10 protein-coding genes and 4 pseudogenes are annotated in these 17144 nt (G+C 59.3%); 4 read left to right on the forward strand and 10 right to left on the reverse strand.

Annotation, left to right across the window (positions count from 1 at the left end; genetic code table 11):
- Together EN749_RS13525 and EN749_RS39430 are read right to left on the reverse strand one after the other, a co-directional pair.
- On the reverse strand, positions 1 to 337 hold a 337-nt coding region (locus EN749_RS13525; protein ID WP_145990914.1), incomplete at its 3' end, for a hypothetical protein.
- A complete protein-coding gene (locus tag EN749_RS39430; RefSeq protein ID WP_063169289.1) occupies positions 334 to 612 on the reverse strand; it encodes an AlpA family phage regulatory protein in 279 nt (92 codons plus the stop codon). The genes EN749_RS39430 and EN749_RS13525, both read right to left, overlap by 4 nt.
- Before the next feature lie 975 nt (positions 613 to 1587).
- Here EN749_RS39430 and EN749_RS13535 point away from each other — a divergent pair.
- Positions 1588 to 3519, forward strand: a complete 1932-nt coding sequence (locus tag EN749_RS13535; protein WP_126080677.1) for a potassium transporter Kup — start codon at positions 1588 to 1590, stop codon at positions 3517 to 3519.
- 307 nt (positions 3520 to 3826) lie between these two features.
- Positions 3827 to 4287: pseudogene (locus tag EN749_RS13540) on the forward strand (OB-fold nucleic acid binding domain-containing protein); the annotation flags it as partial.
- A 541-nt stretch (positions 4288 to 4828) separates the two neighbouring features.
- Here the strand turns inward: EN749_RS13540 and EN749_RS13545 are convergent.
- The 8 genes and pseudogenes from EN749_RS13545 to EN749_RS13580 all read right to left on the reverse strand — a co-directional run.
- Positions 4829 to 5806 (reverse strand): annotated as a pseudogene (locus tag EN749_RS13545) (aldehyde dehydrogenase family protein); the annotation flags it as partial.
- 382 nt (positions 5807 to 6188) lie between these two features.
- Entirely contained in the window at positions 6189 to 7382 is a 1194-nt protein-coding gene (locus EN749_RS13550) for a pitrilysin family protein (RefSeq protein ID WP_348527596.1), read from the reverse strand.
- Positions 7368 to 8769 (reverse strand): annotated as a pseudogene (locus EN749_RS13555) (pitrilysin family protein); the annotation flags it as partial. The pseudogene EN749_RS13555 and the gene EN749_RS13550, both read right to left, overlap by 15 nt.
- 276 nt (positions 8770 to 9045) lie before the next feature.
- Positions 9046 to 9318, reverse strand: coding sequence for a hypothetical protein (locus EN749_RS13560; protein WP_024505391.1), 273 nt, complete (start codon positions 9316 to 9318; stop codon positions 9046 to 9048).
- A 1400-nt stretch (positions 9319 to 10718) separates the two neighbouring features.
- Entirely contained in the window at positions 10719 to 12029 is a 1311-nt protein-coding gene (locus EN749_RS13565) for a HAMP domain-containing sensor histidine kinase (protein WP_167508672.1), read from the reverse strand.
- A gap of 14 nt (positions 12030 to 12043) precedes the next feature.
- On the reverse strand, positions 12044 to 12703 hold the full coding sequence (locus EN749_RS13570) for a response regulator transcription factor (protein WP_128363310.1): 660 nt from the start codon (positions 12701 to 12703) through the stop codon (positions 12044 to 12046).
- Positions 12704 to 13322: 619 nt separating this feature from the next.
- Positions 13323 to 13755 (reverse strand): annotated as a pseudogene (locus EN749_RS13575) (helix-turn-helix domain-containing protein); the annotation flags it as partial.
- Positions 13756 to 13999: 244 nt separating this feature from the next.
- Positions 14000 to 14458, reverse strand: a complete 459-nt coding sequence (locus EN749_RS13580; protein ID WP_224570033.1) for a response regulator transcription factor — start codon at positions 14456 to 14458, stop codon at positions 14000 to 14002.
- A 754-nt stretch (positions 14459 to 15212) separates the two neighbouring features.
- On the opposite strand from EN749_RS13580, the gene EN749_RS13585 reads away from it, so the two are divergent.
- Both EN749_RS13585 and EN749_RS38215 read left to right on the forward strand, forming a co-directional pair.
- A complete protein-coding gene (locus EN749_RS13585) occupies positions 15213 to 16334 on the forward strand; it encodes a DUF418 domain-containing protein (RefSeq protein ID WP_024505387.1) in 1122 nt (373 codons plus the stop codon).
- Between the two features lie 499 nt (positions 16335 to 16833).
- Positions 16834 to 17144, forward strand: a 311-nt coding sequence (locus EN749_RS38215) for a hypothetical protein (RefSeq protein ID WP_210214719.1), incomplete at its 3' end; no start/stop codon positions are given.

Consider the following 17144-nt stretch of genomic DNA (forward strand, 5'->3'; position numbering starts at 1 on the left):
GGTCCAGATAGCCTTCGAATGCGGATTCTGCAAAAGGACCTGCCAGACACGCAACTATCTCTTGGATCGCTTCATCGCGTTGGAAATGTCGATCCATATCGTTCTCGAAAATCGGCTTTAGCTCCGAGGTGAATCCTTGCGCTGAATAGAAAACCGTGCCTTCGACAAAACCACCGCACTCTCCGTCACCGGCGTCGGGGTAAATACTAACACTTGAGAAAGCAGGGAGTTCACGGTCGTCGTCGAACATCTGACGGTGCAAAACGATGGCGGCCACCGCGTGCCCGGCTTCGTGATGCGCCACAGACGGGAGAAGATATTGGGAGGCTACATTCATGCGGTGCGGCTCTCAGATCTAGTTTCCATCCAAGCCCTGATATCGGATTCAAGCCATGCGACTCGGCCGGGGGAGATGCGACGCCGCTTAGGGAACAGGCCTGCCTTCAGAGTCGCGCGGTCGCGCTCGAACTGCGTTCCACTGAAGTGCTTCAGGGTCTTTGCCGACTGGCCGGCGGCCCAGGCAAGTGCCCGCTCGCCTTCCACATCTTCAAGCCAAAGATAGAGATCGTCGTCGGGAGCATCCAGCGTTGGACGGACATCAAATGCGTTCATGTCCGGACAGCCTTCAGAAAGAAGGGATAGAGGCTTCCGTTTGATCGGGAACGCTTAGTGTTGGTAGCGGCGCCCACATGTTCGAAAAGCGTGATCATTGATGAGTTCTTCCAGTCGGTGCGGCATCGCAGTGCTTTTGCGCATAGGACCGCAATTGTCGTGCCAACTGGGAAAATCGTTTCGGAACAACGTGATCGCTCTGGCAGCGTTGTGTCAGATGTCCGACATCGTCGAGAATCCGACAACGAGTGCTCCTCCTAATCACCGGATCAACCTCCGGCGCCAGTCGGTGACACCGCATTCCTCTGTCTTTCCAGGAGACGGCGTGGACATCAATGCCGTTCCTCACCGAACCCGCCTCCTAGCCCTTCGCCCATACGTCACGGCCGCCCCCCGGTTTGGCTTCAACCTGAAGGATTACGGCGTCCTCTTCGCAGAGAAGATCGGGTTGTTCGTGGCGCGCGCAGCGGAGCCCAAGGAGCTTTTCTGGGTTGCGGATACTGGCATGTCGATATTACGACCGTGTGTCCTTCGACAAGCTTGGTGGCTTCTTCAACCAGAATCTCGCCGCGGAGATCGAATCGTTATCTGCGCCGCAAAGTGCGGCCGGTGAGCGGCGTGGCCCTGCGTTCCAGTTGGCCACGGTCCTCGCTGGGACGAGCAAGTAAATGGCTTGCGCAGCAACGGTGCGATCACACCTGGAGCACGGCGTCATCAGGAAAGCGCCATCCTTGTGCGCCCACGACACCCTGGTCGCCATCGGCCGCATCGCGGGGGGGCACTGTGGGCGATAACCATTCATTGATCTGGGCGATTGAGGGTTCTGCCGGGGCGCTATTGCTGCTCGGTAGGGCTGCGGGCTGGCGAGTCTACCAAGGCGAGCAACGACAGGCGAGACGGCAGACATTACGTGACGGAACTTGATATTGCAGTGCAGCAAGCGTAGAGCACCGCGCGCTTATCGGAGTGTCGTCCATGGCCCTTACCAATGCTGGTAACGAGGCAGAACCTGTCGAACAATCGAGCCATTCTGAGGTCGAGCAGCACAGCACCAAGGCGCTGATGTCGGGCGCACTAGGTGTCGTTTATGGCGATATAGGCACCAGCCCGATCTATGCATTTCGCGAGGCGTTGCATGCATCAGCGGGTGGCAACGTCGCCAGCCGTGGCGACATCCTCGGCGTACTCTCGCTGATCATCTGGTCCCTGACGATCACCGTGACGATCAAATACATCATGTTCGTGCTCCGCGCCGACAATCGAGGCGAGGGCGGAGTGCTGTCGCTTATGGCGCTGGCGCGCAACAGTTTCCCGACCTGCTCTGCGGTGATCCTCGGCATCGGCATCGGCATCGGCATCGTCGGCGCGGCGCTTTTTTTTGGCGACGCCGTCATTACGCCGGCAATCTCGGTACTGTCGGCGGTCGAAGGTATGAATGTCGTCACGCCGACGTTCCAGCCCTATGTGGTGCCGCTGACACTGGCCATCCTGGCGATCGTGTTTGCGGTACAGCGGTTTGGCACCGGCGGCGTAGGATTGGTGTTCGGACCCGTTACCGCGCTGTGGTTCCTGGCCATCGGCCTTTCCGGGCTCAACCACATCATGGACGACCCGGAAATCCTGCTGGCAATCAGCCCGCATTACATCGTGTCGTTCCTGGTCAACTCGCCTGACGTCGCCTTCGTTACGGTTGGTGCAGTCTTCCTCGCCGTCACCGGAGCCGAGGCGCTCTACGCCGACCTCGGCCATTTCGGCCGCAAGCCGATCGTGCTCGCCTGGCTGGCGATCGTGTTCCCTTGTCTGTTGCTCAATTATGTCGGGCAAGGCGCCTTCGTGCTGGCAAATGGCGGCGTTGTCGGTCATCCGTTCTTCGAGATGAACCAGGGCTGGACGCTTATTCCGATGGTCGTGCTTGCCACGGCGGCGACCGTGATCGCCTGCCAGGCGGTGATCTCCGGCGCCTTTTCGCTGACCAGGCAAGCGGTACAGCTCAACATGCTGCCGCGTTTCGTCATCCAGCACACGTCGGAAAAACAGTCGGGCCAGATCTATCTGCCGCGCATCAACCTGATGCTGGCGCTGGTGGTGATGCTGCTGGTGGTCGGCTTCGGCGAATCCAGCCGGCTGGCCTCGGCCTACGGTATTTCGGTGACCGGCAATATGCTGGTGACGAACATACTGCTTTTTGTTGTGATGACGCGCATCTGGAAATGGCCGCTCGGCGTCGCGATAGCCTTAATGGCGGTGTTCGTCTTCATCGATACCGGCTTCTTTGCAGCTAACATCGTCAAGGTATTCGAAGGCGGCTGGGCCTCGCTTGCCATTGCCGCAGTGATCGTGATGACCATGTGGACTTGGATAAGAGGCAGCAGGTATCTATTTGACAAGACGCGCAGGAACCAGATTCCGCTCGATTTCCTTGCGGGCAATCTGTTGAAGAAGAAACCGCAGCTGGTGTCCGGTACGGCCGTGTTCCTGACCAGCGATCCCGCCAGTGCGCCGACCGCGTTGATGCACAGCCTGAAGCACTACAAGGCGCTGCACGAACAGAACGTCATCCTCTCTGTGGTGACGGCGCAGCAGCCCGTGGTGCCCGACAGCGAGCGGATCAAGATGGAAACGATCAATGAGCTGTTCATGCGGGTGACACTGACCTTCGGCTACATGGAACAGCCTAACATCCCGCGTGCGCTGGCGATCTGCCGCAAGCAGGGTTGGAAGTTCGACATCATGACGACGTCCTTCTTCCTGTCGCGTCGCTCGCTCAAGGCGTCACCCAACTCCGGCATGCCGGTGTGGCAGGACAAGCTGTTCATCGGCTTGGCGCGCACGGCCGCCGACGCGACGGAGTATTTCCAGATCCCGACCGGACGTGTGGTCGAGATCGGAACGCAAGTGGCCGTTTAGGTATGCCCGGTTAAGCAGAATCAATTGGCATTTCGCGAGCCGGTGAATGCCTGACCGGGCGGAGGCCACGATGCTTGCGCCAAACTGGGGTCCGGTTCCAGGCCTGAAGCTTCCGGCCCCGAAAGCCGTCCTTTACGCCTGCGATCATTTCCGTTCCGCATTGTCTTGCCGACCCACCAGTCGAGATGCGCTGAAACGACCTCGCCGGGCAGCAACTTATCATTTGAACCTAATCGATGTGCCGCAAGTCCGACCTTCATTCTTCAGTTCACAGGCTAGCGTTGCCAAAATCGGCGTGCCGCCTAACCGGCGCCGCACCGTGACCTGTCAGGATGCTATGCAGGCGCGAGGCAGAAGCTGGCTCGAGGCCGCCGGCCTGGTGCTGGTCCGGCAGCGGCCGGGCTCGGCCAAAGGCTTCATGTTCCTCTGGAGGATGAGACGGGTGCGGCAAACGTCGTCGTCTGGGTCAAGATCTCTCGAGAAATTCCGGCGCGTGCTTCTTGCTTCGGCCATGCTCGGCGTCCGCGGACGCATCCGACGGAAGAGGAGGTGGTGCACCTCGTCGCCCACGAGCTGACCGATCTGTCGGCCGGGCTGGCCAGCGTGGGAAACCGCAAGACGCCGTTTCCGTTGCCGCACGGCCGAGGGACGAGGCTCATCACGGCGGATCGGGCATCGATCCGCGCGGCATGCCGAAGGGGCGCGACATCGTCGATGCAGTATGACCATATCGACCCTATCAAGTTCAAGACGCGTAACTTCCGGTAGCGCTTCCGGAGGCCACTTCAGCAGCATGTTGTGCACACTTTTGTCGGACCCTGTTAACTGCCGATTGGCAGCAGGTCACCCCGTGCCGGATCCCAAATGTCGTCGCTCTCAAGCGCAACGACTGCCCGCACCCTTTTTAAGTCAGCGAGCACCTCCACCGCCGGACGCCGCCCCGTTTCCTGAGCCGCGGCGTAACGGGTGTATTTGTGACTGTCCGGCTCAAACCACTTCAACGATTCCAAAGTAGCCATGGCATCGCCCTTGCGGCTGCGCGTGATGCGAATGATCGTGATCCCATCCTAAGCGCTCGCGTCGAATGGAGACACGCTGCCAACGCTTCATCTGCTCTACCCCATCTTTGTTCCAAGGCGGTCGGATCATCTCAATGAGCCCTGCCTCGGGGTGGCCAAAGCATGCATATTTATCGTTCGGCCCCGCATCGAATTATCATCTGCGATGTGGGACTCGATCTTGGGTTGGCGACGGCTTCGCTCCGGGAGTAGACGTCGGACCACTGATAAGTGCCGGACCTTCTCCACAATTTCTCGGCGGACTCATCGTGAACGCTCGATTGGACGTAAATGCGGTTCGCGGAAACGCAGGTCTGGCCGGCATTGCGGAACTTCGCCTGGACCGCACCGTCAACAGCACCGTCAATGTCGGCATCATCGAAGATGATGAAAGGTGCATTGCCGCCGAGTTCAAGGCTGACCTTCTTGATCTGGTCAGAGCACTGACGCATCAGCAGCCGTCCGACCTCGGTCGAACCGGTGAAGCTGATCTTTCGAATCTTGGAATTGGTGCAGAGTTCACGGCCCACGCGATCACCTTCGGACGCATAGATCAGGTTGACCACGCCATCGGGAAAGCCGGCCTGATGGGCGAGGGCGAACATTGCGCCAGCCACGAGCGGCGTCTGTTCAGCGGGCTTGAGCACGATTGTGCAGCCCGCAGCCAAGGCCGGCGAGATTTTGCGCGCCACCATGGAGGCCGGGAAATTCCATGGCGTGATCGTGCCAACAACGCCGATGGGCTGCTTGATCACTAGCATTCGGCGGTCTGTCGAGGGTGCCGAGATCGTCTCGCCATAGACGCGATTGGCCTCTTCGGCATACCATTGCAGATACGCCGCCGCATGCGATACCTCTGAAATGGCTTCGGCAAGCGGCTTGCCCATTTCCGCAGTCAGAATCGCGGCGAGATCGCCTGCATGGTCGATGATCAGCTGATGCCATCGCCAAAGAACGTCGCTACGTTCTCGGGCCGTCAACGCGGCCCATCCCGACTGCGCAACATAGGCCTTGTCTACCGCAGCACGTGTCTCCTCCACGCCCATATCGGGAAGCTCTGCCAAAACTTCGCCGGTCGACGGATTGACGACCTCGAACGTCTTATTGCCAACTGGTCTGCCGAGTGCCGGCAGGCGGTCGATGGCTCCAAACAGGTGCGGGGATTTCAGACGGCGGATCATCGGCAGGCACAGGGGCAATACCGGATTCCTCCTCAACGCAGCGAACATCCAGGTCGACAGGCCGTCAGTGTGTATTCTGCACCAGTGGGTTCGTCGTAGGGCCTCGGCAAAGCAGCTGGTAGACCACGCTAGCCCGATGAAAAGACAGCAGTTTCGTTAGTTTGAGTGCCCGCGGTTCATCAATTGATGGATTAAGCAGTCGGATGTTTGCTTCATCCACCATGCCTGCTGGTGGCGTGCGACTGAATTCTGCAAAAAGGCGGCATACATGCTGAGGAGCGCCATTTCGGCGAGAGGCCGCCGGACCGCCAATGCCGCGCAAGGTCGGCGAAAACGACTCCGCGCGTCTGCATGATCTGCTTGGCCCACGGGCCTCCAACGCTCTTCCCACGAGAAGCCCCGATGAAGAAGGAAGGTGTGATGAGTTTCTTTACTCATCCTTGCCGCCCAGCGGCGGGCCGACCACCAAAATGGCGGGCTCGGCCGAAAGCAGCTTTTTGGCCGCCGCCTTGACCTGTTTGAGCGTCACCCGACCGATGCTGCGGGCGCGACGCTGGTTGTAGTCGACGTCGGCCTTGTGAATCTGCAAATCCAGGAGCCGGTCTGCAATCGAGCGGGTCGAGCCCAGTTGGTCGATGGCATAGGCGCCGATCAGGTGCTTCTTCGCCGCCTTGAGCTCGGCCCCGGTCGGTCCTTGCTGCGCCATCTGCTTTACCACATCTCGCACGATGCTCAGTGTTTGGGCAGCGCAGTCCGAGCGTGTCTCTGTCGTAACCAGAAGCGAGTCAAGGGTTAGTTCAGAGCTGACGTGATAGGCAAGGCCGCGTTTTTGACGTACCTCCTCGTAAAGGCGGGAAGTCAAGTATGAGCCGCCAAGGATGTCGTTCAGCAGCACGGCCGCGTAGAAATCCGGCGCGCTAGGCTTCACGCCAGGCCAGGCCAACGTCAGCGAAGTCTGCGGCAGGTCGTAGTTCTCCTCCACCAGTTGACCGAGTTTCGGCGCGACATCGTAGACGGGGACGAGGGTTTGTTGCTCAGGCAAATCACCAAACAGCTGGTCAAGCCTTTCCCTCAACGTGTTCGCGTCAATGTCACCCACCACGGCAATATGGAGCCCGTCGCGAGCGAAAATGGCCTGGTGGAAGGCGCGGAGGTCGGACGGCGTGATGCCGGGGAGGCTCTCTTTTGTGCCTTTTCCCGGCCTTGAACAAGGATGCGCGCCATAGATCGCGCGCAGCCATTTGCGCTGAGCGATGGCGTTAGGGTCTCGCTCGCTGCCGACGATGCGGGAGACAATCTCGGCGCGGACGCGATCGATCGGCCCCTGCTCGAAGCGCGGCGCGTTCAGCGCGAGCCGAAGCAGGCCGAACGCCGCGTCCTGCTTTTTGGAAAGCATGCACATCGATCCGTAGATGTCGTCGCTTTGCGCGTCCAAACTCATTTCGGCGCCGGCATGGTCGAGCTTCACCTGGAAGGCATCGCTGTCGTAATGGCCAGCGCCTTCGATGAACAGGCCGGCCATCAGTTTGGCCATCCCCTCCTTCCCGACCGGGTCCTGCTTGGTGCCGCCCTTGAAGGCAAAGCCGATGTTGACCGTCATCTCTTGATTCTCCGTCTTGGGCAAGAGATAGCCCGTGGTCGAACGGTCGAACGCGAGATAGCGGGCGGCAACTGCTTTGATTTGCTCGGGGGTAACCTTGCGGATGCGCTCGGCGCTCGGCCCCATGCTGCGATGAACATCCAGGAGGTGAAGTCCGAAAAGGGCATCATCGCCTGGCTGGTGGAGGACCACACAGTGGAAATCGATTCGGCCGTTCCTCGACATCCTTCACGGTACCGCCGGTGGCCAGCGTCGAGCCGTAGATGCTGGCGAGCCAGTCCAGGTTGTCTTCCGCAAAGATCATATTGCGCAAGTAGTGGTCCTTGGCCTTGCCTAGTTCCTCGTTGCTGACACCATCCTCGGCAATGCGGGCGACTTCGGCAGCGGCCGCCGCTTCGAGATCAGCCAGCTTGGCATCGCCGCGCGGTGCGCCATAGATGGCGAACTTGGTGTCGTCGAGCATAGTGCCCTGGAAATAGACGCGGGCGCTGGAAGCGATACCTTGCTGGACAGCGAGCGCCTGGTAGAGCCGGCCGCGGTTACCGCCGCCGAGAATTTCGGCCAGCAGGTCGAGCGCTTCGGCCTCGCCCGGCTTGGCGGTGTGGTAGGACGGCACCACCCACTGCGTCGAAAAACTGGGCACGCTGACGCGGGCGTCTGAGAGCGTGACGGTGCGCCTGGTGTTCTGCTCGGGCTCAACCGGCCGGATGCGCGGCGGCAGGTCAGGTCCGCGCGCCACCTTGCCATAGGTCTTCTCGGTCAGCACCTTCACCGTCTCCGGCTCGACATCGCCGGCCACGATCAGCACGGAGTTGTTGGGCGTGTAATATTTGTCGTAAAAGGCCTTGGCGTCGACGCGGTTCAGCTGCTCGATCTCCTGCATCCAGCCGATGATCGGGATGCGATAGGGCTGGTTCTGCCACAGCGTCGCGTCGATCTCCTCATGGAGCACGTCCTGCGGGTTAGTGTCGGTGCTTGAGCGGCGCTCCTCGATGACCACGTCGCGCTCGGTCTTGACGACATCGTCGGTCAGGATGAGGTTTCGCATTCGGTCGGCCTCGAAGCTCATCATCAGCTCGAGCGCCGACGGCGCCACTGTCTGATAGAAGGCGGTGTAGTCGGAGGAGGTGAAGGCATTTTGCGAGCCGCCGATCTCGAACACTGCGCGGTCGAATTCGCCGGCCGCATGGTTGGTCGTCGCCTTGAACATCAGATGCTCGAAAAAATGGGCAATGCCGGATTTGCCCGGCGGCTCGTCGGCGCTGCCGATCTTGTACCACACCATGTGGGTGACGATCGGCGCCCGGTGGTTGGGAATGACGACCACCTCCATGCCGTTGTCGAGCACGAAATCCCTCGCCTTGCCGTCCTCCCATGCGACGGGGATCGGAGCCGTCCCCGCGCCGACCAACTCGGACGCAACGGACGTCCTGCGAAGCCCATGAGTGCGGGGCTTGCTTGGTAGTTCTGATAGGGAGAGTGGGGTTATGGGCTGCGTTCCCGGCAAAGTGATCTGTTCCTCATTTTGAAGGATCTATGTCTCCCGAACGCCTATTGGGAGAAAGTGGATCGGCACGCGACGCCGAGCCACGTGAGCCGTCAGCGTGTTGCTGGGCCTGACGCGAGCCTCATCTTTGGATGCGTCCGGGAAACTTTCGGCATGGTGAGGCCATGGGAAGTCTGCTCGTTATCCATTGGGTGTTTGCGGATACCTGAGCATGCCCCGTGCCAAGTAAGAAAGCCCCGATTCGCAAGGTTTGATCCAACCTTGATACTTGCGATATCCGACATTGTCGGGCATCCGACAGAAAGCGCCTTTCGCCGGCGCGCCGGCTATGACGCTCGCCTCCTCCGGCGTGACGACGATCCTTTGGCGGGCGCCGCGCACACCGATCTGCCCGCCTATCAGCACCGCGACATCGAAGGACAGCGCGATCGTGACTGGATGGGTCTTACGCAAACATGCAGCAGTGCCACCGCGATCAGGACTTCATCCGCCCCACAAAGACCCGAGCGCGAGGGACGACGTGTAAGGCAACATGTCATCCTCGATAATGATGCCGCGCATAAAGAGGTAAGGTCCCTCGTCGTACCGGCGAGCCCCTTCGCTGGGTCTCGCGAGGGTCTGGTTTGCGAACGTCGACCGACAGCATCACGGCATGGGCGGCCCCATCGGTAGGCAAGCATTGACCGTGCCATCAGCGTTGAGGCAGCGCAGAGCCCAATTTCCCGGTGCCAGCCGGTACGTTGGAGCTTCAACTGTGGCCAGCCAAGCGGGCCGAGGCCGTGAAACTCCTGATACCCTGGACCGTCCGGATTGCAACGCACGACGCCTTGGTCTCGCGCCAACGTCCATTGACGCTCAGCGAAGCATCATGCGGACGAGCTGGGAAAGCTTGGCCGGGCCGGCGCCTTCCCAGGCGCACGGGACGCGCGACGACCCATGTGGACCTTGGATTTCACTACGCACTTACGCTGCTTCGGCCTTGTCAGCAGCCTGAGCATAAAGCGTGCTCAGCTTTCAGGGCGAGCCTCTTTCATGTTGATAGCATCTGTCGTCATTCAGGATCGCCCCATTTTCGCATGCCGCTTGCAGCTTTCAGACTGTTGTCAGCCAGGGCCGCCATAAAGGGTCTCGTTTAACGCATTCGGGAGGCTTCATCACTCGACCACATTAATTTCGGGCGGTTCGCCGGCGCTCCGAATGGCACTTAACACCAGATCCTCTCCAAACCCGTGATGATCCAAGAGGAAAACGAAAAATCCCTAAATCATAAAAAAGCACCGATACGGTCGGCTCCAGGCTGATGAAATTGCGGTCTCACTGGCCACGCACGATACTTGCGATGGCGATGGCCATTGCAAAGGCCGGTCAAGCACCCAAGACGCTGACAAGCACGCCTCCGACCAAAGCTCGATCGTTGGCAGCCTTTCTAGCCGTATACTTGGGGCATTTTGGGACGGCGATCCGGACGCCGATTAAAACCTGCCGGTCGTCTAAATGGAATGGTTGGTCCGGGTCCTTACTGGACCCCGCCAACCCGATCGGGCCGGCGCACAGGGGCACCCAGACAATTGGACACGTCGCCTTTGCGCGGCGGCTTGCACTTTCTCGGATGGCCTTTTTTCTCCCCGGGCGAAATCGAGCGAGCGGTGAGGCGGAGCCTTCGATTTTGCCGATCATGTCGTGTCGCTTCGATCGAACTGCTCAGACGATGATAGCGGCATTGATTGCCGCGGCCGAAATGCGTTGTGTGAAGTACGATTTCTACGCCGTATACATACTGCCGTACAGTTCGCCCTGTCAGCAGCCTTGCCAGCAATCCGCCCTGTGTCCAACTGTCGTCGAATTCACCGGTGTCATTGAGGAATTCGTATGATCGCCTCGAAACCATCATTGCGACCGCGGGCGGGCGACGCAAGCTCTAGACTGCCACCGATCCGCTGGATAACCATGTTAGCGATATGTAGACCAAGGCCTGAGCCCGCAGCAGGAGTAGCACCACGACTAAATCGCTTTGTAAGCCCTTCGAGGTCGGGGAGGGGCACCACCGGTCCGGCGTTTGCAATAGCGATGGTTCCATCAGTTTGGACGGAAACTGTTGTCGGAACAGTGGCCAGTCCATGTATCAGCGCATTCTCGATCAGGTTACGAAGGAGGATCCCAAACGCATCGACATCCACTTTGCGCATCAAAGTGGGGCAGCCGTCGACGTTAAGATGCAGGCGTCCGGCATATTGCGGCTTTTTCCTCAGGTCGTCGATTTCCAGCCGAACCGATCGGACAAGATCGATCGCGTGATCCGCCATGCCAACCCCCGATTCAGCTTGAGCGAGCTGAAGCACTTTTTCGACAAGGCGGCCAAGGCTCGACAGCGCTTGCTCGATGCCGCGCGCACGCATTTTGGCCGACCCATTGGGGAGCTCGGCCACTAATCTCTGCATCTGAGCGATTGAACCTGCGATCGGCGTGCGCAGTTCATGCGCACTGTTTGCGGCGAACTCGCGTTCGGCCTCGAGAGCCGCCCGCAGACGATCGAGAAGCCGATTGACGGATGCCGCGATTGGAGCCAACTCTGCCGGGAAATCGCTCAAGTCCATTGGTGACAGATTGCCGCCGTCGCGCGATCCGATCTGCTGTCGCAGTACCTCGATTGGCCGCAGCGAGCGCCGGATCACGATCCACCAAACAGCTAAGCTAAAGGGCAGGAGCACGAGTGTCGGAAGGAAGACAAAAAGTGCGCCCTTCGCGATTGTGGTACGGCGGCCATCAAGCGGTTCGGCCAACTGATGATACACGCCGTCTTGGATCTGCTCTGTGTAGACGCGGTAATCAGCGTTTCCCCAAAAGCCGTTACTCAGGGGAGCATCAGGGAAGGGCTGCTGACCCTCTTCCGGTTCAGAAATAAGCACTACCCCGTACTTATTAATAACCTGCTCACGATAGGTCCAGTACTTTTCATAAGTTTGCAAGTGGTTATTGTATTGATCAACGTGTTTTCCATTCAAGACCTTGATCAGCTCTGGTTGTCTGTACTTTGCGCTCGCCTGGAGCAAGTCATCCGAACTTTCGTTTACATTATTGCAAAAAATGAACGCAGCAATGGTTGGGGCGGCGATCCAAACCAGGAGCGTTGCCCCGCCTAACCACGATATCAGCTTTCTCGTCATGCTGTTCGAGTTCGTCATGTGACCACGAGCCTGTATCCGAAGCCACGCACGGTTGCTATTCTATCCCCGCCGATCTTCTTGCGGAGCCGGCTGACATAAACCTCCACTGTGTTGCTCTCGAACTCCGAATTGAATGAATAAAGCGCGTGCTCGATCTTCCCCTTTGAAACGACCGAACCGGGCTGGCGTAGAAGGCAGTCGAGCACCGCCCATTCGCGTCCAGACAGGTGGACCTCCTGCCCGTCGCGGAAGAGGCGTCGCTCGGCTGCCTGTATGGAAAGCGTCCCAACCGAAAATTGCGGCTCCGGAAAATGCCCTTGGCGACGTGCCACTGCACGGATGCGTGCCGAGAGTTCCCCCAGATCGAACGGCTTGACCAAATAGTCGTCGGCGCCAGCGTTGAGCCCCTCGATGCGATGCGAAATCCGATCGCGGGCTGTCAGAATGATGACCGGCGTTGTATCAAGCCCCTTGATCAGCTCCCGCAGATAGTCGATGCCATTGCCGTCCGGCAGGTGAACGTCGAGCAAAATAACGTCGTAGCCGGCCACAGCTGCATGACCGCGCGCTCCGGACAGGCCCTCGGCCCAGTCGACCGCGTGGCCACCAGCCACCAAATGATCGTGCACAGCACTTCTAAGGTCGTCGTCGTCTTCAATGAGCAGTATTCGCATCAGGCTGCCGAGCTCCGGTATGAGGGCAAGGCTCCTGCCTTATTGATCGAAGCTGACAGTAGGCTGAACCGGCGCCAGCGAATATCTGGGGGCTTTCAGGCTGCTGTCAGCTACAATTGCAAGAAAGGGGTCGTTAACAAAGCCAAACGAAGAGGCCTTATGAAACCCCTCCTGATCTCGGCACTTTTGCTCAATGTGACCACCGGCGGCTGTACACTGGTTGGCGGGCAATTCGACGTGGCGGTCAACGAATGGCAGCCGCGCCACGCGTCAATGTCCAGGCTTGAAACTGACAGGTGTCTTAAATACGAGGGCACCGTAGCGGGTGCCTCCAGTTATCGAACAGTGCCTAGCAGGTCAGAAGTGCACTTTGACCATAGGGGTCGTCCGTATTTTCGGCGCTCGCGAACAGAGTCGACGGTCAATCGATGCGCCACTGCCAGAGTCTGGAACGGTCAAGTGTTTGTTATCCCCCGTCCGGGCCATATTCTCTGCCGAGGACCAAGAAGGCCCTATTTTCGGTGCCCACGAACAGAGCCAACGGTCAATCGATGCGCCACTGCCAGGGTCTGGAACGGTCAAGTGTTTGTGATCCCCTGTCCCGGCCGTGTTCTCTGCCGAACTCGCCCTTGTAGTCGGCACACCAAAGATCGTTAGGGCGACAGCCGTTTGAAAGTGGTGTCCCCGTCGCCCTGTTGCGCCTGCGCTTGCGGCGCTCGACCATGCCGGCGGTCGAGCACGGCATGCACGGTCGAGATCGCGGGCCGGTGCACATCCGGATACAGCCGGGCCAGCCGCTCGCGTATCTTCGGCGCACCCCATGTCGGCTTGTCTTGCTTGAGGCGCACAATCAGCTTCTCGATTTGAAACGGAAGCTGATTGGCGTGGCGATAGGGCCGCCGCGATCGGTCCGTCAGCCCCTCCAGGCCGCTGTCGTTGTAGCGCGTGAGGATCTTGTAGCCGGTCTTGCGCGAGATATCGAACTCCCGGCAAAGCACCGCCATCTTCTCGCCGTCCAGCAGCCGGGCGACGAACTTCAGCCGCTCTTCCATGACGTTACACTCCTTCCAAGGCACCTTGCTCTCCTTGCAAAGGGCCGAAAGTGTAACCCATCTATCCGGAATGAACTGTCACCCATCTTTCGGGAAGGGCAGTCATGGCCAAGGCAACTGGAAGCCGAATTTTCTTTTAGAGTATGAATCAGCGCCGTCTGCCGAAAAGCGCGTCCACGATCTTCCCTTTTGAAACGACCGTGCAGGGCTGGGGCAGACGGTAGTCGAGCACCGCCCATCCGCGTCAAGTCAGGTAGACCTCCTGCCCGTCGCGGAAGAGGCGTCGCTCGGCTGCCTGTATGGAAAGCGTCCCAACCGAAAATTGCGGCTCCGGAAAATGCCCATGGCGACGTGCCACTGCATGGATACGCGCTGAGAGTTCCCCCAGATCGAACGGCTTGACCAAATAGTCGTCGGCTCCAGCGTTGAAGCCCTCGATGCGATGCGAAATCCGATCGCAGGCTGTCAGAATGATGACCGGTGCCGATTCAAGTTCCTTGATCAGCTCCCGCAGATAGTCGATCCCATTGCCGTCCGGCAGGTGAACGTCGAGCAAAATAAGGTCGTAGCCGACCACAGCTGCATAATCGCGCGCTTCGGACAGGTTCTTGGCCCAGTCGACCGCGTGGCCACCAGCCACCAAATGATCGTGCATAGCACTTCCAAGGTCCTTATCGTCTTCAGTGAGCAGTATTCGCATCATGCTGCCGAGCTCCGGTATGAGGGCAAGGCTCCCATCTTATTGGTCGAAGCTGACAATAGGCTGAACCGGCGGCAGCGAATTATTTGGGGAGCTTTCAGGCTGCTGTCAGCTACAACTTGCAAGAAAGGGGTCGTTAACAAAGCCAAACGAAGAGCCCCTATGAAACCCGTCCTGACCTCGGCACTTTTGCTCAATGTGACCCCCGGCGGCTGCATCAGCAAATTGATTTGGGAAACAGGCGCGCCGGTTCTAATGACCGACGCAGGCCGAGGTCTGGAACAGCTGGACCAGCGAACGGCGTCTTCGGTTTTTCAGGCAACAGCCACATGGAAGAATATGATTGGCTCGACCATGCGCCGAGCTTTGTCGAACGGATTGGTCGCGGGCGCACTACCACAGATTATGGCAGGTTTACGCCCTGGCCTTGACACCCGGGGTGATCGTCACCGGCGGAGCCGCGGCGTACTGATCGGATATCTAACGTCGCTGAGTCTCTCGTCGGTGCAGTGGATCTCTCGGCTTAGCCATCATGCAAAAAACGACGGTTCCGCGACACCACTTTTCAGGTCCGTGACACAGGCTTTGTGAGCCGATCTGTTGTTCTTACCCCAGGCTAATGGCTGAACAGCTCTGTCGCCGGCTCGATGCGCCAGATGGCGCGATGTTTTGAACCCTTTCACGAGGCGACGGCAGCAGCCGACCGGCTCTCCTATCGCGGCTCCCGCGATCCACACACCCAGCAAGGGAATCTACCATGGTAATGAAGGCACCGGTTGCCGACGCTAGGAATGGGTCGGTAGTAGATCGGCTGGTCGGCATCGACCTCGCTCGGGGCCTGGCTGTCTTCGGGATGTATGCCGCCCATCTCGGTCCCGACCCCGGCGAAGGAGGACTAGTCGGGTTTCTGATGGAACTAACCCATGGGCGGCCGTCGGCCCTGTTTGCCGTATTGGCCGGTTTTTCAATCCTCCTGATTACAGGTCGCAAGGCGCCGAAGTCGGGGATAGCCGGTAGACAGGCCATCGCCAGAGTCGCAATTCGTGCCCTTGTTTTGCTCGCGCTTGGCTCAATCCTGGGCTGCCTCGGTACCCAGGTCGAAGTCATCCTAGAATACTACGGAATTTGCTTCTTGTTGGTATTGCCGCTCCATCGGCTCAGCGCATATCAGCTGGGCTTGATCGCTGCCGCTACGGCATTAGTTCTCCCGCAAGTCCGTTCCTCCCTTCTGTCGGTTGCCCCCAACCTCCTCGACCCGGTCTTCAACCTCATGGTCAACGGCTACTATCCCGCGGTGACCTGGGTTCCTTTCCTCATCGCTGGCATGGCCATCGCGCGCCTTAATCTTAATACGCTAGCAGCGCATTGGCGCCTTGGTCTGGCGGGGGTCGCGCTGGCCGTGTTGGGCCATGGGGGATCCTTGCTCGCGCTGAGTTCCCGCGCTTTGACTGAAACCTCCTTGTGGTGGTCTGACGTTGACGGCGCTTTTGAGCCTTCCAAGTCGTCATTTATAGTCAAGTCGTCATGGATAGCCGCACCTCATAGCGAAACGACGCTTTCGATCGTGGGCAGCACCGGTTGCGCAATGATCATCTTGGCGGCTTGCATGCTCGCTGTGGATGCGCTCCCGCGTCTGCGAAAGCTGGTCTGGCCAATAATCGCAGTCGGCTCGATGTCTTTGACGGCCTATGTGCTGCACATTGCGGGAATAGCCTATCTTATGAAGATAAACATTTTCAAAGACGAGAGCCTGTCCACGCTCTTTGGCTTCGTTGTGGTTATCAGCACTTTTGCGGTGCTTTGGCTGCGCGTCTTCCAGCGAGGACCGATGGAAGTGCTGATGGGTAGGGTCGCAGATCTCGCGCGTCACATCCGCTGAGCACCGCCGCGCCCCGGCCTCCCGATCACATTACGGACAAGGTGGGGCTTTGTCCAAAGCTTGTTCGCGGCAGGGGAGGGTACTTCCTCCCACCCTGCCGCCTTGTTGATGGAAGCTAAAACGGTCGCGCAGGCGCTAGAGTTGCATCGGCATAATCAGCTTAAACTCGCGAAGTTAAACCCGCGGTTGGTCTATCTCGGCCCGCCTCACCTGAAAGGCTAAGGTATCCGTTTCGGTCAAGGGTTTTAGGGGCCATTTTCGCTGCGCCTTGAGGAGAGCGTTTGCTAGGATGAGGAGCTTTCGCAACAAGATGATGACCTTTGCGGGTTTGCCTGCCGCCTTTAGCGCCTGGTATTTTGCCTTGAGGTCGGGGTTGAAGCGCAGGGCGAAGGGCCGGGCATGTAGAGGGCCTGGCGAACATTGGCCCGGCCGCCCAGGCGCGGCCGATCCATTTTGCCGAGGCCGGCGAGGCTTGCGGCCTTTGGTTCCGAGTTCCGGCATGTCGATGGTGAGTGTGCAGGCGGTGGCATCCGATGCGCCATATGCTGGTCAGGATTTCGCGGCGCTGGACAGCGTCGGGATCGGCTTTCATGAGGGTAAGCATCGTCTGATCGATATCGCTGAGTTCACGTGGATCTGCTTCCAGCCACTCGTTGTTGTGGCGCCTGAGCAAGGCAAGCGGTCAAGGTCTGGCTCTGGTGCTGGCTGCGGTGCGATCCCCGCACGGGCCAGGTGCCGATCGTGTCGACGATCCACCTCGCCGCGACCAGAGAGCTGCTACTCTCTTCCGCTGTTCATTCTGGCCTCTTC

It is taken from the genome of Mesorhizobium sp. M7A.F.Ca.ET.027.02.1.1 (assembly GCF_004022985.1).
Taxonomy (GTDB): Bacteria; Pseudomonadota; Alphaproteobacteria; order Rhizobiales; family Rhizobiaceae; genus Mesorhizobium.